This window comes from Guptibacillus hwajinpoensis (assembly GCF_020171785.1).
Taxonomy (GTDB): Bacteria; Bacillota; Bacilli; order Bacillales; family Guptibacillaceae; genus Guptibacillus; species Guptibacillus sedimenti.
The window spans coordinates 124194-143807 of the sequence record NZ_JAIVAE010000004.1 but is presented as its reverse complement, the minus strand read 5'-3'; the positions used below and the strand labels follow the sequence as shown (position 1 = coordinate 143807).

The following is a 19614-nucleotide window of genomic DNA, read 5'->3' as shown; positions in this document are numbered from 1 at the left end:
TTTCGTTGCATAACATTCTAATTATAGTATAGGACATTTCACAGGTCAAAAGCAAAAATAGCTTGAACTTGATTTATTCAGGGTAAACTGGAAGTAGGTTAGTAAAAATGAACGATTCCGGAAGGGGGAGTTTGATTATGAAATTCGTCATTATTGGCGGCGATGCAGCTGGTATGAGTGCAGCCATGCAAATTATTCGAAATGATGAGGAAGCGGAAGTTGTGACGCTCGAGAAGGGGAATATCTACTCTTATGGGCAATGCGGCCTCCCGTATGTCATTAGTGGAAAAATTGAATCCACTGAAAAACTTATCGCTAGATCTGTGGATACGTTTCGAGAGAAGTATGGCATCGATGCTCGTGTGTATCATGAAGTAACAAATGTGGATACCGATAAAAAAATTGTAAAAGGAATTAATTTAAAGTCCGGCGAACATTTTACCGAAAAATACGATAAGCTGTTGATCGCAACTGGGGTTAGTCCTGTGAAACCAAATTGGGAAGGAATTGATCTCAAAGGAATACATACATTAAAAACGATTCCGGATGCTGAGAAGGTAATCAATGATTTGGATGAATCCGTTAAAAACGTTGCGGTTATTGGAGGGGGCTATATCGGTCTTGAAATGGCTGAGACCTTCCGTGAACTCGGTAAAAATGTGCGCATCATTGAATTAGGGCCACACCTCGCTAGCATTTTTGATGAAGACATGGCAAAAATGATCCATGATGAGGCAGAGCGAAACGAGGTTGCCGTTCATACAAACGAAGGCGTCGAATCATTTAAAGGTGAAAAGCGCGTGAAAAAGATTGTAACAGATAAAGGAGAATATGAAGCAGATCTCGTTCTCGTTTCTGTTGGAGTAAAGCCTAATACAGGTTTCCTTAAGGAGTGCGGGCTACACACCGCTTCTAACGGGGCAATACAAGTGAATCGCTACATGCAAACGAGCAAAGAGGACGTCTATGCCGCTGGAGACTGTGCGACACATTACCATCGTGTCAAAGAACGTGATGACTTTGTTCCACTAGGGACGACAGCAAACAAGCAGGGGCGTATTGCAGGACTGAATATGGTCGGACAGCCGAGTACTTTTAAAGGAATTGTCGGTACTTCTGTCATTAAATTCTTTGACTTAACGCTTGGTCGCACAGGGCTTTCAACAAGTGAAGCAGAAGCACTAAACTTACCGTTCGCTAGCTGTTCTACTGAAGCGACAGATATCGCTGGATACTACCCTGATGCACGAGAGCTTTGTGTCAAAATCATTTTCCGTGATGATAATGAACGCATCCTAGGCGGGCAGTTCATCGGTAAGTATGGCGTGGATAAGCGCGTTGACGTACTTGCGACTGCTCTTTATCACCAAATGACGTTACATGACATCGAGGACCTCGATCTCGCCTACGCTCCACCATACAACAGCGTTTGGGATCCGTTGCAACAAGCAGCAAGACGAGCACAGCATTAATAAAAATAACCCTCTCGCTGATGAGAGGGTTTATCTTGCTCGCACGTGTATTTTGTATCTTGGCACTGCTTGATAAATTTTAGCGGCAAGCGTTTTTTTCTGATTAGTTAGTTCCGCTTCTTGCTTGTTCGTAAATTTAACATTTACCCACGCATGGTTGCCTGTAATCGAAATCAATCCAGCATCGAAACCTTCTGCTTCGACTACCTCTCGAATTTTATCTTGATCGTCACTAATCGTTGGCTTATCCACGCTCATATTCCGATAGGACTGTGGATTTAGGTTAATATCGGTATTTAAATTTTGACCTTCTCCCGCCTGTCCATTTGCTTCTGGCGGCTTGAGTGGCGAACAGGCTGATACAAGCAACAGAAACACAAGCATCATCCAGGTTATCTTTCTCATCAGTCAGTCACCTCCTGTTTTTAAGGTGCCCAACAAATGATGGTTAGATTCAAAACAGCGCTTTTCTTATCCTTTTTGTTGTGATTCCACTATTTAGGTACAAAAAAAAGCCCGGTTTCCCGGACTTACTTTGAGATTTCTTGTTCTTGATGCCCCCGTGCCGTCGGCTTCCCAGGGACTTTATGGCAATGACGACAGCGCGGTTCATAAGATTCAGATGCACCGACAAGGATGATCGGATCCTCGTAATGAGCAGGTTTGCCATCAATAAGACGCTGCGTACGACTTGCTGGAGAACCACACACGACACAGATCGCTTGAAGCTTTGTGACGGATTCTGCAACGGTTAAAAGCTTTGGAACTTGTCCAAAAGCTTCGCCGCGGAAATCCTGATCCAATCCTGCAACGATCACACGAACCCCTTCATCCGCAAGCTGTTGCGCCACATCAACAATACCTTCATCGAAAAACTGCACTTCATCAACCGCAACCATATCCGTATCTTCAGAAACGCGGTCCAGGATCGCCTGTGAATGATCAACTGGAACAGCGATGACGGACATTCCATTATGAGATACAACAGATTCTTCGCTATATCTGTTATCCACTTTTGGTTTAAACACCTGAACTTTTTGTTTGGCATAAGTCGCTCGTCTTACACGACGAATTAATTCTTCAGACTTTCCGGAAAACATACTCCCGCAAACAACCTCAATCCAGCCGCTGTACTTCATAACATGCATTCAACCGCTTCTCCTTTCCCAGCATAAGCATAAAAAAATGACTGATCAGCGCAGTCCTTATTTTGCGTATACTTTCATCCAATTATTGATCGTAGAGTGCTTCCAAAACGTCATCACTCGTATTCGCTTAAAAAGGCTTCGCCCATCTTAAAAACCATCCTTCATAGGAAGAAACGAGTGAACAAATCGGTTTGTTCGAACCGTTTCTTCCTACAAATATGTGCAAAGTAGCTCTGCATGATGATCATTTCTTGCTTCATTGAGTTAAAAAACAGGCAAGGAGTAAAAACTTGCCTGTTCTATCATTAACCTTTTAGGTTGTATTTTTTTCTAAACTTATCTACGCGTCCACCAGCGTCATTGAACTTCTGACGTCCAGTATAGAATGGATGGCACTCCGAGCAAACCTCTACGCTCACGCCGTCCTGTTTTGTAGAACCAGTTTCGAATTCGTTACCGCAAGCACATCTTACCTTAATGGTTTCATAACCAGGATGAATCGCTTGTTTCATGAATTTCATCTCCTTCCGCCCTGATTCCTGAGGAAACAGAGTTAAATGAAGCTAAAAGGCAGTGCCTTTTAGCTTCTGCACACATAGACGTATTATAGCAGGGTGTTCCAGACAATGCAATTGATCATCTTGTGACGAAACACCTTCATTCTTTACCTGGAAGAACCGCTTTTTTCTTTCTCAAACAGGTCGAAAAACTCACGATTTTCTTTCGTTTTCTTAAGACGCTTTAAGAAATTATCCACGAATTCAAAGGAGTCATCCATGCTCTTACGAATTGTCCAAAGCATTTCAAGCTGTTCTTTCGGAAGAAGCAACTCTTCTTTACGCGTACCAGATCGACGAATATCAATCGCAGGGAAGACGCGGCGTTCTGCAAGACGACGATCAAGATGTAGCTCCATGTTACCCGTTCCTTTAAATTCTTCATAAATGACGTCATCCATACGCGAACCTGTCTCAACTAGCGCTGTTGCTAAAATCGTCAAGCTTCCGCCTTCTTCAATGTTACGTGCCGCACCAAAGAATCGTTTTGGACGATGGAAGGCAGCAGGATCAATACCACCGGAAAGCGTACGGCCACTTGGTGGGATGACGAGGTTATAAGCACGAGCAAGACGTGTAATACTATCCAAAAGAATGACAACATCTTTCTTATGCTCAACCAATCGCATCGCACGTTCGAGTACAAGCTCAGCTACTTTAATATGGTTATCTGGCGTTTCATCAAACGTAGAATGAACCACATCGCCATCAACGGAACGCTCAATATCCGTTACTTCCTCAGGACGCTCGTCAATGAGAAGAACGATTAATTCTGTTTCAGGATGGTTCGTTGTAATGCTATTGGCAATTTCCTTCAAAAGCATCGTTTTACCAGCTTTAGGTGGCGCTACGATTAGTCCACGCTGACCAAACCCAACTGGTGAAATCATGTCGATAATTCGTGTAGACAGATTGCCTGATTTGTTTTCGAAATTCATGCGCTTCTCAGGATAAAGCGGTGTTAGCGCTGGAAAATGGACGCGTTCTTTCGAAGAGTCAGGGTCTTCCCCGTTCACTGCTGCTACGTGTAGAAGACCATAATAGCGTTCATTTTCTTTTGGAGGACGTACTTTCCCAGAAACGCGATCCCCATTACGTAGGTCAAATCTGCGAATTTGAGATGCCGAGATATAAATGTCTTCTGCGCTTGGCGAGTAGTTAATCGGGCGAAGGAAGCCAAATCCTTCAGACGAAATAATTTCAAGAATTCCTTCCATGAACAGAAGTCCTGATTGCTCTGCCTGGGCTTTTAGAATAGCGAAAACAAGCTCTCGTTTGTTTAACTTACTATAGTAAGAGACTTTGTATAATCGAGCTTGTTCATAAAGCTCTTTTAATGTCATTTGTTCTAGTTCTGATATATTTACTGCCATGTTGACACCACACTTTTTAAATGATTATGGGTTTTACCCAAATGATTGGAAAATGAAATAAGTGCACAAAAGGTTCATTCAAACAACAGAGGTATGTTGTGTACAGATCGCCCTTTTGATTATGAATAATAAAGAAAGAGAGAAAGAGTTTGTTGAGATCCTGTGAGAGGCTAGTAGATGATCCATTCAGGAATCTCTTAAGTGAGAGTAGAGGAAGTGCACAACGAAGGTGTTGCTTAGCAATCGTTACTCTTGAACATGATCTTTAATGATTTTTGGCTCATTTTCGCCATTAACTAAAAGGGGACAGGTGTCCACGACGCGAATGACGACATTTGAGCCAAAAATCAACTTTTCTACTCAACGATGTTGAGCGAATAGTAATAGGAAATAATACAGCACCTTATAGTTTTACCAGATTCCTAAAAAATATTCAACATGAAATCATACTTGTGGTGTTGAATCATGTACGTCTCATGAACTTTTAAGAACGAATAACAAGGTCTGGTTTCTTTTTTAAACTGTGTTCTCCGTCGATAAAGCGCACAGTACCGGACTTTGCGCGCATAACAACCGATTGGGTCGTACCAGAAGTTCCCTGGAATCTAACACCCTTTAATAATTCGCCATCTGTCACGCCAGTTGCCGCAAAAATGGCATCTTCCCCTTTTACGAGATCTTCCATGTAAAGAACGCGGGAAACATCATGAATTCCCATCTTGTTACAGCGTTTCAACTCTTCTTCATTTTGGGGGAGAAGTTTACCCTGTATTTCTCCACCGAGACATTTTAATGCAACGGCCGCAAGCACACCTTCTGGGGCCCCACCAGACCCAAATAGAATATCAACGCCTGTGTCATCAAAGGCCGTGTTAATTGCCGCTGCCACATCTCCATCAGAAATCAGCTTAATTCTAGCGCCTGCAGCACGAACTTCTTCTATAATCTTTTCGTGACGTTTGCGGTCTAATATGACCGCCACGCAGTCTTCAATTTCTTTTCCTTTCGCTTCAGCAACCGCCTTCAAATTATCATAAACAGAAGCGTTAATATCGATTTTGCCAACCGCTTTTGGGCCGACCGCAATTTTGTCCATGTACATGTCAGGTGCATGCAGCAAATTGCCATGATCAGCAACCGCTAACACAGCGAGAGCATTCCACGTTCCTGCCGCTACGATATTCGTTCCTTCGAGAGGATCAACGGCTACGTCTACCCGTGGACCGTATCCAGTTCCAAGCTTTTCACCAATGTACAGCATCGGAGCTTCATCCATTTCTCCTTCTCCGATAACCACCGTTCCCTTCATCGGTACGGTGTCAAACACATCGCGCATCGCCGTCGTCGCGGCATCATCCGCTTCTTCTTTCTTCCCTCTTCCCATCCAGCGTGCTGAAGCGAGCGCAGCAGCTTCTGTGACTCTGACAAGTTCCATCGTTAAACTTCTTTCCATTATGCTTTCCTCCCCCGGGGTACACACCTTAAGTAAAACGCTTTCAAAAGTCAGCTAACAGAACGGCGGTTTTCACCGCCTTCTGCTTTTTACATTAAGAACTTTCAACTTCTTTTAGTTCTTCTTGATCCAATTTCTCACGCCAAACCCGCGCTCCAAGGTTACTGAGCTTCTCTACGAGTCGCTCATAGCCGCGATCAATGTGTTCAAGACCTGAGACTTCTGTTATCCCTTCAGCCATTAGACCAGCGACCACAAGGGCTGCACCGGCTCTTAGATCCGAAGCGCGCACTTTGGCTCCCTGGAGTTTAACGGCACCGTTAATAATCGCAGATCGCCCTTCAACTTTGACGTTTGCACCCATCCGACGAAGCTCATCGATATGTTTGAATCTCGCGCCATAAATGGTATCCGTTACAATGCTGCTTCCTTCAGCGTTTGTTAAAAGCGAAGTAAACGGCTGCTGAAGATCGGTTGGAAAGCCTGGATAAACAAGGGTTTTAAGATCAACGCCTTTCCAACCTTCACGCGGCGAACGAATAAAAACTTGATCTTCATTTGTCTCGACTTGTACACCCATCTCACGTAGTTTCGCAATAAGCGATTCTAAGTGCTGAGATATAACATTGTCGATCACCACTTCATCACCCATCGCAGCTGCCATGATCATATATGTTCCTGCCTCAATGCGGTCAGGAATAATGGAATGATAGCAGCCGGTTAGCTCGTCCACGCCGTCAATTCGAATAACGTCCGTTCCAGCCCCTTTAATCTTTGCGCCCATGCTTGATAAAAGTGTGGCAACGTCAATGATTTCAGGTTCTTTCGCTGCATTTTCAATCACGGTACGACCTTTCGCACGAACGGCTGCAAGCATAATGTTAATCGTCGCTCCAACGCTTACAACATCAAGGTAAATGCGAGCGCCTCTTAGTTCATCTGCCCGAAGATAAATGGCCCCTTGTTCATTCGTTACTTTTGCGCCAAGCGCTTCAAATCCTTTAATATGCTGATCAATCGGACGTGGTCCAAGATTACATCCGCCCGGAAGTCCGATAACCGCCTTGTTAAAACGACCTAACATCGCACCCATTAAATAATAAGAAGCACGTAGCTTCTTTACTTTGCCATTCGGCAGCGGCATCGCAATCATATCTTTTGGATTTACAGTTAATGTATTTCCGTTTAGCTCAGCTTGTCCCCCGATTTCTTCAAGCAAATCACGGAGAATCCCAACGTCAGAAATGTTCGGCAAGTGATCAATAGTGACAGTGGAATCTGCTAGAATAGCCGCCGGGATTAATGCTACCGCACTATTCTTGGCCCCGCTCACCTGAACGGTTCCACTTAAACGGTGGCCTCCAGCGATCATCAACTTTTCCATAACGGTCTCCCTTCTTCGTCCGCATCGTATGTTCCTCGTTCTGTCATGATACTTCATAAGAATAGTATGGGCAAAAACAGGAAGTTCATGCCAATTCGTTTATTTTATTCGTTTGCTTTTTTCGCTTCTTCCCAATCGGCAAGGAATTGATCAATTCCTTTGTCTGTTAGCGGGTGCTCAAGCATTTGAAGAACAACTTTCAATGGCATTGTACCAATATCAGCTCCGCGAAGTGCGGCTTCTGTTACGTGCATAGGGTGACGAATCGACGCAGCAATGATTTCAGTTTCGATGCCATGGACCGCGAACAGTTCGGAGATTTCAGAGATAAGATCAAGACCATTTTGACCGATATCATCAAGACGACCAAGGAATGGCGAGACGTAAGAAGCACCAGCTCGTGCTGCTAGCAATGCCTGGTTCGCAGAGAAAACAAGCGTTACATTTGTTTTAATACCAGCTTCAGAGAATGCTTTAACTGCTTTCATTCCTTCACGGTTCATCGGTACTTTCACTGTAATGTTTGGAGCGATTTCAGCAAGCTGTTTACCTTCTTCGATCATTTCCTCAGCTGTAGTGGAAACCACTTCAGCACTAACCGATCCAGCTACAAGGCTAGTAATTTCACGAAGACGATCGTGAAAATTCACTTTCTCTTTCATAACAAGAGACGGATTCGTTGTTACACCTGAAACGATACCCATATCATGTGCTTCTTTAATGTCAGTTAAGTTAGCGGAATCTATGAAAATTTTCATTGCATTCGTCCTCCTTTAATTTAGAAAGCGTTTACGAGAAAAATTTTAACATATTTTGTTTTGCGTTAGCTGATTTGATTGTAAATAAATGAAAAATAGTTGCAAGGTAGTAGGTAGGGGATTAAAAAACGGAAATCAGAAACCGCTCATAATAGAGCGGTTTTGATGATCCGATTTTAAGAAGATTATGCTTTGTTTGAAGAACCGAATTCACGCATTTTGCCAATTACAGTTTCTTTAATTGCATCGCGTGCAGGTCCCATGTATTTACGAGGATCGTAAAGATCTGGCTTTTCTTCAAGTACAGAACGAACTGCTTTAGCAGAAGAAAGTTGGCTCTCCGTGTTAACGTTGATCTTAGCATGTCCAAATTTGATCGCTTTTTTAACGTCAGCTGTTGGAATACCAGTACCACCGTGAAGTACGAGAGGAACACCAGTCATTTTGCTGATTGTTTCCATGCGGTCGAATCCTAGGTTAGGCTCACCTTTGTAAGGACCGTGTACAGAACCAAGTGCAGGAGCGAAGCAATCTACACCAGTTTCGTTGATTAGACGCTCACACTCTTCAGGGATCGCGTATGCAGCTTCTGCATCGTCAACGATTAGGTCATCTTCTTGTCCACCAATGCGGCCAAGCTCAGCTTCAACAGAAACACCAACTGCGTGTGCAGCTTCTACTACTTTTGTAGTAAGAGCGATGTTTTCGTCTAGTGGGTAGTGAGAACCATCGATCATAACAGAAGTAAATCCAGCGTTGATCGCTTGCATACACTTCTCGAAGCTAGAACCGTGGTCAAGGTGAATCGCAACTGGTACTGTAACCTTGTACTCTTCCATTAGCGCTTCAACCAACGTTACGATTGTTTTAAATCCGCCCATGTAACGAGCAGCACCTTCAGAAACACCAAGGATAACTGGTGATTGTTCTTCTTGTGCAGCTTGTAGGATCGCTTGAGTGAACTCAAGGTTGTTAAGGTTAAATTGGCCAACTGCGTAGCCTTCTGCTTTACCTTTTTCGAGCATTTCTTTCATAGAAACTAAAGGCATGGTAAATCCTCCTCAATCTAATTTAAAATTGCCAGGTCTGACCTGGAACATCTTAATAACGAATACTTGTTATTGAAACATGCAGATGCATCCAGAAAAAACTGTCTTCTACAAGATGGCACAAACGTGGTGTTTTTATGTATGCCACAGCTTAAGAAATTTCAGCTAATCTGAATTCATTTCGTCTACAATTTATCCAAAAACACGGTTCTATTATAGCATATCACTTCTATAATAGAAGGGGAAAAAGCTTGATTTAATAGGATTTGTTTATGTAAGCGTTACCTTTTGTTATGAAAGCGATGCTAATTCTTTTTTGACTGTTGCTCGAATCTCATCGATGTCAAAAGGCTTCGCAAAATGCGTTATTGCCCCTAAGTCCATCGCTTCATGAATCATGTCTAATTCGCCATATGCCGTCATGATGATAACAAGCGCTCTTGCTTCCATCTTTTTGATTCGTTTTAAAATCTCTAGCCCATCCATTCCCGGGATTTTCATATCGAGAATAACTAAGTCAGGATCCTCACTTTTTACGATTGAGAGTGCTTGAACGCCGTTTGCTGCCTGGAATGTTTGATAGCCTTCTTTTTGAAAGATTTCGTTAAGAAGGATGCGTATACCGTATTGATCGTCTACGATTAAGATTTTTTCATTCATATGTGAGCACCTACTTTTCCGTTAGTCTTATGTTTAAGTTCGCTTAAAGATCGTAAATCCCTTCCTGATTATACATTGAGAGCTGATATTCGCAAGTGTTGAACAGTTTCGTTATAATAGTGACCGGTTATACATGCCAAATGTATTCGCTCATCCCACCTCCTTTTTTGTATACCTATACCCAGATCGACACAAAATTAGCTTTCAATTTTTCATAAAAAAACAGAAAGGCAGTGATCCAATGCTTAAGATTTTCACGACTCAGTTAATGGGTAAATTTAAAGGGATTCAGGATCAACATGAAATGATCATTGAAGATATTTCACGCTTGTTTGCTCAAATTATTACAGGCGGTGGTACAGTTTATTTCTATGGAGAAAACGAACTTCAGGGAGCTGCTCTCGAAGCAGTGTACGGCTCTGAAAAGCTTCCCTCAAGTGCGATACTTCATGATCCTGCCGACTTAACTGAGAATGATTGTGTCCTTTTATTTTCAAGGCTTAGTGAAGACGAAGCGGCTGCGAAGCATGCGGAGACGTTTAAAGCGACTGGTGCAACGGTCGTCGGTATTTCCGCTACGCGAAAAGAAGCCGATCCTATCCTTGAGCAAAACACCGATTTTCATATTAACACCGGATTAACAACCGGTCTTGTTCCAAATGATGAAGGAGAACGCATAGGTTATCCAGCCTTACTCACTTCTTTATATGTTTATCATGCTCTCTATTTAACCACTCGGGAAATACTAGAAGAACATGGCTACGAATTTTAAACCTATACAAAAAGACATCCTTTTCGCAGTAGAAAAGGATGTCTTTTTTTAGGCTCTTTTCGTAGATATTGTTGCTTTTAGATAAGTGGTTAAATTTCCGCTCCAGGATGCTCGCTTTCCGCGTGGCGGGCGGTGAGCATCCTGGAGCTACAATTAGCGAAGTGTGGTTTTTTATTTAATAATTGATTCAAAAGCAACAATCTATTAGAAAAGAGCCTTTTTTTAATTAGTTATTCGCCATTGAAGCGCCGATAAATTCTTTAAACAGCGGCTGTGGACGTGTTGGACGTGACGTAAATTCTGGGTGGAATTGTGAAGCGACAAACCACGGGTGATCTTTCACTTCAACAACTTCAACGAGACGGCCATCAGGGCTCGTACCAGAGAAAATAAATCCTGCCTCTTCCATTTGCGCACGATACTGGTTGCTGAACTCATAGCGGTGACGATGACGCTCATAGACAACTTCATCATTGTAAGCAGCATAAGCCTTTGTACCTTCTGTTAACTTACAAGGGTAAAGACCAAGACGAAGCGTACCGCCAAGGTCCTCCACATCTTTTTGTTCAGGTAGAAGATCAATGACAGGGTATTTCGTTGTTGGCTTAATTTCGGCTGAATGCGCACCTTCTAGGTTTAGAACGTTGCGAGCAAATTCAACAGAAGCAAGCTGCATACCAAGACAGATACCTAAGAAAGGTACTTTGTTTTCACGCGCATACTGAATCGCCGTGATCTTTCCTTCGATTCCGCGATCGCCGAAACCACCAGGAACGAGGATTCCATCGACATCAGAAAGAAGCTCTTTTACATTCTCTTGTGTCACTGTTTCAGAGTTTACCCACTTAATATCAATGTCTGCGTCAAACGCATAGCCAGCATGCTTTAAAGATTCCACAACTGAAATATAAGCATCTTGAAGGGCTACGTATTTACCAACGAGGGCGATTTTCGTTTTTCTAGAAAGGTTTTGAACCTTGTCTACAAGTGCGTTCCACTCATCCATGTCTGCTTCCTGACAGTTTAGCTTCAAGTGCTGACAAGTAATTTCGTCAAGCTTCTGTTCCTGAAGAGCTAGAGGTACTTTGTAAAGCGTGTCAGCATCCTGTGCTTCGATCACGGCGTGCTCATCGATGTCACAGAACAAAGCAATCTTGTCTTTCATTTCTTGAGGAACTGGCTGCTCAGCACGAACAACGATCACATTTGGCTGGATGCCAAGACTACGAAGTTCTTTTACACTATGCTGTGTTGGCTTTGTTTTCATTTCACCTGCAGCTTTTAAATAAGGAAGTAGCGTACAGTGAATGTACATCACATTTTCCTTACCAATATCGCTCTTAATTTGACGGATTGCTTCAAGGAATGGAAGACTTTCGATGTCTCCAACTGTTCCACCGATTTCCGTAATCACGACATCAGCATTTGTTTCATTTCCAGCACGGAAAATACGCTCTTTGATTTCATTCGTGATGTGCGGAATAACCTGAACCGTACCACCAAGGTAGTCACCGCGACGCTCTTTACGAAGAACAGTTGAGTAGACTTTACCTGTCGTTACGTTCGAGTTTTTTGAAAGGTTGATATCGATGAAGCGCTCGTAGTGACCAAGGTCAAGATCTGTTTCAGCGCCATCATCCGTGACAAATACCTCTCCGTGTTGATAAGGACTCATTGTCCCCGGGTCAACGTTAATGTATGGATCGAATTTTTGAATCGTTACACTCACGCCACGGTTTTTCAAAAGTCGTCCTAGTGAAGCTGCTGTGATACCTTTACCAAGTGACGATACAACGCCGCCTGTTACAAAGATGTACTTCTTATGTTTTGCTGTCATCTTTCTGCCCCCTCATGGTTTGTATTCTGCCCTTTTAGAAAGGGAGAGGATTCATCTGAAACGAGAGATTTTATTTTTTTAATAAAATCCATGCAGATGGATACAATTTTCTTTACTTAAAACGGAAGGTCCACTCTTACTGGCTAAAAGCTTCTCAAGGTGAGTATAAAAACAAAAAAAACAAAAGTGGCACCTGTCCCATAAATGGGGGGCACTTTTGTTTTTATATCGGATCTATAAATTAGTTTAGTATTTTGGTGAAGCCCAAAAATGATTCTACCGATTTCGCTACTGAAAGTCAAGAAGCGACAGAAATTATTTGTTTTCTTCTTCGTCGTCTTCCACATCGTCGTCATCTTCATCATCAAGGTCTTCATCATCCAAATCTTCTGTATCATCATCGAAGTCGTCGTCATCAAAGTCGTCAAGATCGTCTACTTCAAGATCTTCAAGATCGTCTTCCTCATCTTCATCGAAACCAAGGTCATCTTCAGACTTCTTGCGTTTCTTAGGCTTGATTGTTGTTGCTAGCTCCTCTTGTGATTGCTCAACTGGATACCAGCCTTTTAGACCCCACTGGTTGTCTCCAAGCGTTACAAATCGACCATCCGTGTTCAGGTTTGTATAAACTTCTGCAAGCATTTCCTGAAGCTGTGAGGAAGATAAACCTTTCATCTTTCCAATCTGGTCCATCAGTTTATAGAAAGAAACGGGTTTCTTCTCGTCCTGCAGGATGAAATACATAATATCAATCATGGATGTTTCTTGAATGTCTTCAGCAGACAGTTGCTTTAAGCTACTCACGATATCGGCACTCCCTTTCAATTATCTCCTATGAATAATAGCTACTAGAATTTCACTATTTTTAAAACGATCGCGTTTCATGTTGCTCGTTATACCCTAATTCAAAACATACCATTCATTATAAACAAATTTACACAATCTATGCTACGATTTTCAAACAAATCTATTGAAATAACAGGATTTAATCTTCCAAATGCTCTTCTCTTTCGAACAAAAAGGAGGAAGGGAAGTCCTTCCTCCTACAATAATATGAACGCTTGCATTTGACAAGTTCTTTACTGCCTACATATTACGACGGTATTTCCCGCCCACTTCATAAAGAGCTCTTGTAATTTGGCCAAGGCTCGCGACCTTAACGGTTTCCATTAACTCTTCAAAAATGTTTCCTTTACTAAGGGCGGCACGCTTTAAGCGATTAAGCGCTTCTTCTGTCTTATCAGCATGCGCTTCCTGAAACTGCTTTAAGTTCGTAATCTGCTGTTCCTTCTCTTCTTTGCTCGCTCGGGCAAGTTCCATGTTCCACTCTTCTTCTGCTGGTGGATTCGGATTTTTATACGTATTTACACCAACGATCGGAAGCTCGCCGCTATGTTTTAGCATCTCGTAATGCATAGACTCTTCTTGAATTTTGCCGCGCTGGTACTGCGTCTCCATCGCACCTAATACCCCACCGCGCGCATTGATTTTCTCAAATTCACTAAGAACGGCTTCTTCAACAAGGTCTGTTAATTCTTCGATAATAAACGAACCTTGGAGCGGATTTTCGTTCTTCGTTAACCCGTGCTCTTTTGTAATAATCATTTGAATGGCCATCGCCCGACGAACCGACTCCTCTGTCGGTGTTGTTACCGCTTCATCGTACGCATTCGTGTGAAGCGAGTTGCAGTTATCATGAATCGCCATTAAACCTTGTAGTGTTGTGCGTATATCATTAAAGTCCATCTCTTGCGCATGCAGGGAGCGACCTGACGTTTGAACATGGTACTTTAACTTCTGACTGCGCGCATTAGCACCGTACTTCTCACGCATCACCGTTGCCCAAATTCTGCGCGCCACTCTTCCAATGACCGTATATTCTGGATCCAGTCCATTGCTAAAGAAGAACGAGAGATTTGGCGCAAATTTATCAATATCCATGCCGCGGCTTAAATAGTATTCAACGTACGTAAAACCATTGGCAAGCGTAAATGCCAGCTGCGATATTGGATTGGCTCCAGCTTCTGCAATATGATACCCAGAAATTGATACGGAGTAATAATTACGCACGTTTTCGTTAATGAAATATTCCTGAATGTCTCCCATCATTCGAAGGGCAAATTCCGTTGAAAAGATACACGTGTTCTGTCCTTGATCTTCTTTTAAAATATCAGCTTGAACCGTACCACGAACAGTGCTCAGCGTGTGTGCCTTAATCTTTGTAAGCTCTTCGGCATTTGCTTTCCGTCCTTCTTTTTCTTCAAAGCGCTGGATTTGCTGCTCGATTGCCGTATTCATAAACATCGCAAGAATGATTGGCGCAGGGCCGTTAATCGTCATCGATACCGAAGTAGAAGGCGCACACAAATCAAACCCTGCATAAAGCTTTTTCATATCATCAAGCGTACAAATGCTTACGCCACTTTCGCCAACTTTTCCATAAATATCTGGTCGATAGTCTGGATCTTCTCCATATAGCGTGACGGAATCAAAGGCCGTGCTTAAGCGCTTTGCATCTTCATTCTCAGAAAGGTAATGAAAGCGGCGATTCGTGCGCTCCGGTGTACCTTCCCCTGCGAATTGACGCTTCGGGTCTTCGCCTTTTCGTTTAAACGGAAAAACTCCCGCTGTATAAGGAAACGAGCCTGGTACGTTCTCTTTTAGAACCCAGCGAACGATTTCTCCCCAGTCCTCGTATTTCGGTAGAGAAACTTTAGGGATATCAAGGCCAGACAAACTCTTTGTCGTAAGCTCCGTCACGATTTCCTTCTCTCGAATCACCGTCACAAACTCTTTTCCGCTATACTTTTCTTTCACTTCAGGCCAGTTCTCGATGATTTTCCGAGTTTCTGTATGCATGTCTTCCATGTTTTGATCTTTCATCTTCGTTAGCATGGTAATTGTCTCGTCGCTATTTTCCGCACTCTTAAGCATCTCTATTGTCCCTTGGAGCTGGAACGCTTTTCGCGCAAGCTGAACTTGTTTCTCAACATATTCATGATAGCGTCGAACCGAGCCAGAGATATCCTGTAAATATTGCTGGCGCTGTGGCGGAATAATCAAATTCAGCTTTTCAACAATGTCACTCGTTTCGATATTTGTTGCCCAGTCATTGCGACACTTGCGATGAATAGTATCAACCAATGCTTTAAAAAGTGTATTCGTGCCCGGGTCATTAAATTGACTGGCAATCGTGCCATAGACGGGCATTTGATCTAAATTTTGTTCAAACAGCATGTGACTGCGCTGGTATTGCTTCTTTACATCTCGCAAGGCATCTTCAGAACCTTTTCGCTCGTATTTATTAATGACAATCAAGTCAGCAAAGTCGATCATATCAATTTTCTCAAGCTGAGAAGGCGCACCGAATTCACTTGTCATTACATACATCGAAACATCGGAAATATCAACGATTTCGGCATCTCCCTGGCCGATTCCGCTCGTTTCAATGATGATCAAGTCATAGCCAGCCGCCTTCACCACCGTTAGCGCTTCACGAATCGAAAGCGAAAGTTCGGTTTTTGATTTTCGCGTTGCAAGGCTTCTCATAAAGACGCGATCATTGTGAATCGCGTTCATACGAATTCTGTCACCGAGCAGAGCGCCGCCAGTCTTTTGTTTTGTCGGATCAATGGAAAGAATCGCTACCGTCTTATCATCAAATTCATTAATGAAACGTCGCACAAGCTCATCGGTTAAGGAACTTTTACCGGCGCCACCGGTTCCAGTAATCCCAAGAACTGGTGAATCGGTTTCCATATTCTTTAGCTTATCGAACACTTGCTCAGCAGCGGCCGCCGTCTCTTCTGTGCGCTCTCCTCCATAGCTTTCCGCTAGCGTAATGAGACTTGATACAGCTTGAGGATCACGTTCATGCAAACGATCAATCTGATTATCAATTTGTTTAAATGTCGGGAAATCACATTCCTTAATCATGTGGTCGATCATGCCTTGAAGTCCAAGATCGCTGCCATCATCAGGTGAGAAAATACGTGATATTCCGTAGGCGTGAAGTTCTTTAATTTCTTTAGGAATAATGACGCCGCCTCCCCCACCATAAATCTTAACGTGAGAAGCTCCCTTTTCCTTCAAAAGATCGTACATGTATTTAAAATACTCCATGTGACCGCCTTGATAGGAAGAAATCGCAATTCCCTGCGCATCTTCCTGAATCGCAGCATTCACAACTTCCTCAACGGACCGGTTATGACCAAGATGGATTACTTCCGCGCCACTGGCCTGTAAAATACGACGCATAATGTTAATGGATGCATCGTGGCCGTCAAACAAACTTGAAGCGGTTACAAAACGAACGTGGTTAACCGGTTTATACGTTTTAACTACACTCACTGCTGTTCCTCCTCTATACGTTTTTGGCTTCGATCGCCTGCATCAAAAATCTTTCTTGCATTTTGGTGTATTCTTCAATTGAGTAATGTGAATGCAGCGCCCAACGCCTAAAGGTCCACATTTGCCCCTGCACAAGAATGTTATGCGCAGCGCCATAGATCTCGTCTTCTGTCAGGCGTAGCTTCCCTTCCATCACGCACTCTTCAATCAGTCGCTCAAAAATTTCGGCCATACCGAGTTCCTTTTTCAATACATAGGGGAGCGTCTCCCGCGGGAGCGATTTGGCTTCCTGGTACATGACAAGCACTTCATCCTGCATATCATCCATCACATGATAAAACGCATGAAGGGCCTGCCTCAGCCGCTCAATCCCCGTTATATCTGGCTTCAGCTGTTCTTCAAGCCGCTCGCGCACTTCATCGTAGATACTATCGCAAACAAGGTAAAGTACGTCTTCTTTTTTACGAATGTATTCATACAGCGTTCCAATGCTAAACCCGGCGACACGAGCGATCTCTCTCGTCGTTGTTCGATGAAACCCTTTTTCTTTAAAAAGAGAGACCGCTGCTTTAATCATTTGCTCGCGACGTTTCTGGATCAGCTTCTCATCTTTCACCATCGAAGGCACGTTCTTCTTCACCTTCCCATCCCCTTCCTCTCAAGACTGCCCTCCATGTAATTCTGAAGCAGCTTTACAGCAGCTGAGTAAGGGTCAATGGAACCGCTTGTCACTTCCTCGACCCAGCCTTTCTCCGTTTCTTCATATTCCATAAGCTTTTTCATCATTTCAGCATGTACTACTTCCATCACTTCACGCTCAAGTGACGTTTTACGCCGAGCATCACGCTCACCGGATGCTTTGCTGTATTCAAAGTGCTCCTGCATTCGTTTCCACACTTTTTCAAGACCTAGATTCTGAACAGAGATCGCCTTCACGATCGGTGGACGCCACGGCGCATCGTGCTTAACAAGATCAAGCATACTTTCAAGCTCGGCAAGAAGCTTCGGAACGCCTGGTAAATCCGCTTTATTCACCACAAAGAGATCTGCAATTTCCATGATGCCAGCCTTAAAGACTTGCACGACATCTCCGCTACCCGGATTTAAAACAACCGCAATCGTATCTGCGATTTTCATAATGTCGAGCTCCGATTGCCCAACCCCAACCGTTTCAATCAAAATAACATCAAAACCAAAAGCATCCATCAAACGGACGGTTTCTTTCGTCGTTCGCGATAGACCTCCAAGGCTTCCTCTCGTTCCCATGCTCCGAATAAAGACGCCTGGATCTGTAAAATGCTCCGCCATCCGAACCCGATCGCCAAGAAGAGCCCCACCGCTGAACGGACTCGTTGGGTCAACAGCGACAACGCCAACGGTAAGGTTTTGTTTTCTTAAATACGTAATCAATCGATTTACAAGAGAACTTTTTCCGGCACCAGGTGACCCAGTCATGCCAATGTAGTGGGCCCGCCCTGTCATCGGATGAATATCCTTCAGCAAATCTAATTTATCCTCAGCATCATTTTCGACAAGACTAATGGCTTTAGCGAGCGCTCGCTCATCCTTTTGTGAAAGTCGTTCTGCGAGTGGATGCATGGCGCTTCTTAATCAGCCATCAGCATTCTTGAAATAACAAGACGCTGAATTTCATTTGTACCTTCATAGATTTGCGTAATTTTCGCATCACGCATGTAGCGCTCAACCGGATAATCCTTCGTATAGCCATAGCCACCAAAGACTTGCACCGCTTCTGTCGTCACTTCCATTGAAATATCGCCGGCATATAGCTTAGACATCGCCGATTCTTTACCATACGGCAGACCCTGACTTTCTTTCCATGCTGCCTGATAAGTTAATAGTCGAGCTGCTTCAATCTTTGTAGCCATATCGGCTAGCTTAAAGCCAATGCCTTGATTCTCACCAATCGGCTTACCAAACTGCTTGCGCTCTTTCGCATACGCCGTAGCCGCATCTAGTGCCCCCTGCGCGATTCCAACAGCTTGAGCAGCAATCCCGTTACGTCCACCATCAAGCGTCTTCATGGCAATCTTAAAGCCTTGCCCTTCGTCGCCAAGACGATTCTCAACAGGTACACGGCAATCTTCAAAAATAATTTCTAATGTAGGTGAAGAACGAATCCCGAGCTTTTTCTCTTTCTTACCCATAGAGAAACCTGGCGTTCCTTTCTCAACGATAAAGGCCGTAATTCCTTTGTGACGCTTTTCTTTATCCGTTTGAGCAAACACGATGTAGATCTCCGCTTCACCACCGTTTGTAATGAAAATCTTTGATCCATTTAAAATGTAGTGATCGCCATCAAGCTTCGCAGTCGTTTTCATTCCACCAGCGTCAGAACCTGATCCAGGCTCCGTTAAGCCGTAAGCCCCCATTAGCTTCCCTTCCGCCATCGGACGTAGGAACTTTTGCTTCTGTTCTTCCGTACCAAAAGCATTAAGTGGCCAACCAGCTAGAGAGGTATGAGCGGATAATGTTACCCCAGTAGAGGCACATACGCGCGAAAGTTCTTCCACCGCAATCACGTAGCTTAAATAATCGGAGCCAATACCGCCGTACTCTTCTGACCACGGAATCCCCGTTAAGCCAAGTTCCGCCATTTGATCAAAAAGCTTGCGATCAAAGCGCTCCTCTTCATCACGCTCTGCTGCAGTTGGCTCAACTTCTTTCCTCGCAAAGTCGCGCACCATTTTCCGTAGCATTTCATGTTCTTCTGATAGTTGAAAGTTCATCCTGTTTCTCTCCTTTTTGGTGGTTTGGACAATAAAAGTTGGTTTTGGACA

The 19614-nt window shown here is 43.5% G+C and carries 17 protein-coding genes; 2 read left to right on the top strand and 15 right to left on the bottom strand.

Annotated features, from left to right (window positions below):
* Positions 1 to 137: 137 nt before the first annotated feature.
* Entirely contained in the window at positions 138 to 1472 is a 1335-nt protein-coding gene (locus tag LCL91_RS07935; RefSeq protein ID WP_224881494.1) for a CoA-disulfide reductase, read from the top strand.
* Positions 1473 to 1502: 30 nt separating this feature from the next.
* Here the strand turns inward: LCL91_RS07935 and LCL91_RS07930 are convergent, their stop codons facing one another.
* The 9 genes from LCL91_RS07930 to LCL91_RS07890 all read right to left on the bottom strand — a co-directional run bounded on the left by LCL91_RS07930 (position 1503) and on the right by LCL91_RS07890 (position 9854).
* Complete coding sequence (locus tag LCL91_RS07930) at positions 1503 to 1877, bottom strand: hypothetical protein (protein ID WP_224881491.1); 375 nt, start codon at positions 1875 to 1877, stop codon at positions 1503 to 1505.
* A 125-nt stretch (positions 1878 to 2002) separates the two neighbouring features.
* Positions 2003 to 2620, bottom strand: a complete 618-nt coding sequence (locus tag LCL91_RS07925; RefSeq protein ID WP_224881489.1) for a thymidine kinase — start codon at positions 2618 to 2620, stop codon at positions 2003 to 2005.
* A gap of 305 nt (positions 2621 to 2925) precedes the next feature.
* Positions 2926 to 3132 carry a 50S ribosomal protein L31 gene (rpmE, locus tag LCL91_RS07920; RefSeq protein ID WP_098445408.1) on the bottom strand — a complete coding sequence of 69 codons (207 nt, stop codon included), beginning with the start codon at positions 3130 to 3132 and terminating at the stop codon, positions 2926 to 2928.
* Between the two features lie 152 nt (positions 3133 to 3284).
* Complete coding sequence (rho, locus tag LCL91_RS07915; protein ID WP_159786363.1) at positions 3285 to 4550, bottom strand: transcription termination factor Rho; 1266 nt, start codon at positions 4548 to 4550, stop codon at positions 3285 to 3287.
* Positions 4551 to 5034: 484 nt separating this feature from the next.
* Positions 5035 to 6003 (bottom strand): class II fructose-bisphosphatase, encoded by a 969-nt coding sequence (gene glpX / locus LCL91_RS07910; RefSeq protein ID WP_224881487.1) that lies wholly within the window; start codon positions 6001 to 6003, stop codon positions 5035 to 5037.
* Between the two features lie 94 nt (positions 6004 to 6097).
* Positions 6098 to 7387, bottom strand: a complete 1290-nt coding sequence (locus tag LCL91_RS07905) for a UDP-N-acetylglucosamine 1-carboxyvinyltransferase (RefSeq protein ID WP_224881485.1) — start codon at positions 7385 to 7387, stop codon at positions 6098 to 6100.
* Between the two features lie 104 nt (positions 7388 to 7491).
* The gene (gene fsa, locus LCL91_RS07900; RefSeq protein WP_160918221.1) at positions 7492 to 8145 is read right to left on the bottom strand and encodes a fructose-6-phosphate aldolase; all 654 of its coding nucleotides are present in this window, start codon (positions 8143 to 8145) and stop codon (positions 7492 to 7494) included.
* A 185-nt stretch (positions 8146 to 8330) separates the two neighbouring features.
* A complete protein-coding gene (gene fba, locus LCL91_RS07895) occupies positions 8331 to 9194 on the bottom strand; it encodes a class II fructose-1,6-bisphosphate aldolase (protein WP_224881483.1) in 864 nt (287 codons plus the stop codon).
* A 291-nt stretch (positions 9195 to 9485) separates the two neighbouring features.
* Positions 9486 to 9854 carry a response regulator gene (locus tag LCL91_RS07890; RefSeq protein WP_098445414.1) on the bottom strand — a complete coding sequence of 123 codons (369 nt, stop codon included), beginning with the start codon at positions 9852 to 9854 and terminating at the stop codon, positions 9486 to 9488.
* Positions 9855 to 10095: 241 nt separating this feature from the next.
* Between LCL91_RS07890 and LCL91_RS07885 the strand changes: the two genes are divergently transcribed.
* Complete coding sequence (locus LCL91_RS07885; RefSeq protein WP_224881481.1) at positions 10096 to 10626, top strand: DUF2529 family protein; 531 nt, start codon at positions 10096 to 10098, stop codon at positions 10624 to 10626.
* Between the two features lie 226 nt (positions 10627 to 10852).
* Here the strand turns inward: LCL91_RS07885 and LCL91_RS07880 are convergent, their stop codons facing one another.
* The 6 genes from LCL91_RS07880 to LCL91_RS07855 form a co-directional block, all read right to left on the bottom strand.
* On the bottom strand, positions 10853 to 12463 hold the full coding sequence (locus tag LCL91_RS07880; protein ID WP_165998672.1) for a CTP synthase: 1611 nt from the start codon (positions 12461 to 12463) through the stop codon (positions 10853 to 10855).
* Between the two features lie 315 nt (positions 12464 to 12778).
* Positions 12779 to 13267, bottom strand: coding sequence for a DNA-directed RNA polymerase subunit delta (gene rpoE / locus LCL91_RS07875; protein WP_224881478.1), 489 nt, complete (start codon positions 13265 to 13267; stop codon positions 12779 to 12781).
* 282 nt (positions 13268 to 13549) lie between these two features.
* Positions 13550 to 16813, bottom strand: coding sequence for a fused isobutyryl-CoA mutase/GTPase IcmF (icmF, locus tag LCL91_RS07870; RefSeq protein WP_224881476.1), 3264 nt, complete (start codon positions 16811 to 16813; stop codon positions 13550 to 13552).
* A 13-nt stretch (positions 16814 to 16826) separates the two neighbouring features.
* Positions 16827 to 17432, bottom strand: a complete 606-nt coding sequence (locus tag LCL91_RS07865; protein WP_224881741.1) for a TetR/AcrR family transcriptional regulator — start codon at positions 17430 to 17432, stop codon at positions 16827 to 16829.
* 17 nt (positions 17433 to 17449) lie between these two features.
* On the bottom strand, positions 17450 to 18412 hold the full coding sequence (gene meaB, locus LCL91_RS07860) for a methylmalonyl Co-A mutase-associated GTPase MeaB (RefSeq protein WP_224881474.1): 963 nt from the start codon (positions 18410 to 18412) through the stop codon (positions 17450 to 17452).
* 8 nt (positions 18413 to 18420) lie between these two features.
* On the bottom strand, positions 18421 to 19563 hold the full coding sequence (locus LCL91_RS07855) for an acyl-CoA dehydrogenase (protein ID WP_098445419.1): 1143 nt from the start codon (positions 19561 to 19563) through the stop codon (positions 18421 to 18423).
* Positions 19564 to 19614 lie beyond the last annotated feature (51 nt).

Bases quoted from the DNA above. Each gene is read 5' to 3' on its own strand.
- fsa (WP_160918221.1), bottom strand. From the start codon at position 8,145: ATGAAAATTTTCATAGATTCCGCTAACTTAACTGACATTAAAGAAGCA.
- LCL91_RS07865 (WP_224881741.1), bottom strand. From the start codon at position 17,432: ATGGTGAAAGATGAGAAGCTGATCCAGAAACGTCGCGAGCAAATGATT.
- LCL91_RS07930 (WP_224881491.1), bottom strand. From the start codon at position 1,877: ATGAGAAAGATAACCTGGATGATGCTTGTGTTTCTGTTGCTTGTATCA.
- LCL91_RS07925 (WP_224881489.1), bottom strand. From the start codon at position 2,620: ATGCATGTTATGAAGTACAGCGGCTGGATTGAGGTTGTTTGCGGGAGT.
- LCL91_RS07905 (WP_224881485.1), bottom strand. From the start codon at position 7,387: ATGGAAAAGTTGATGATCGCTGGAGGCCACCGTTTAAGTGGAACCGTT.
- rpmE (WP_098445408.1), bottom strand. From the start codon at position 3,132: ATGAAACAAGCGATTCATCCTGGTTATGAAACCATTAAGGTAAGATGT.
- LCL91_RS07880 (WP_165998672.1), bottom strand. From the start codon at position 12,463: ATGACAGCAAAACATAAGAAGTACATCTTTGTAACAGGCGGCGTTGTA.
- fba (WP_224881483.1), bottom strand. From the start codon at position 9,194: ATGCCTTTAGTTTCTATGAAAGAAATGCTCGAAAAAGGTAAAGCAGAA.
- LCL91_RS07890 (WP_098445414.1), bottom strand. From the start codon at position 9,854: ATGAATGAAAAAATCTTAATCGTAGACGATCAATACGGTATACGCATC.
- LCL91_RS07855 (WP_098445419.1), bottom strand. From the start codon at position 19,563: ATGAACTTTCAACTATCAGAAGAACATGAAATGCTACGGAAAATGGTG.
- glpX (WP_224881487.1), bottom strand. From the start codon at position 6,003: ATGGAAAGAAGTTTAACGATGGAACTTGTCAGAGTCACAGAAGCTGCT.
- meaB (WP_224881474.1), bottom strand. From the start codon at position 18,412: ATGCATCCACTCGCAGAACGACTTTCACAAAAGGATGAGCGAGCGCTC.
- LCL91_RS07935 (WP_224881494.1), top strand. From the start codon at position 138: ATGAAATTCGTCATTATTGGCGGCGATGCAGCTGGTATGAGTGCAGCC.
- LCL91_RS07885 (WP_224881481.1), top strand. From the start codon at position 10,096: ATGCTTAAGATTTTCACGACTCAGTTAATGGGTAAATTTAAAGGGATT.
- rho (WP_159786363.1), bottom strand. From the start codon at position 4,550: ATGGCAGTAAATATATCAGAACTAGAACAAATGACATTAAAAGAGCTT.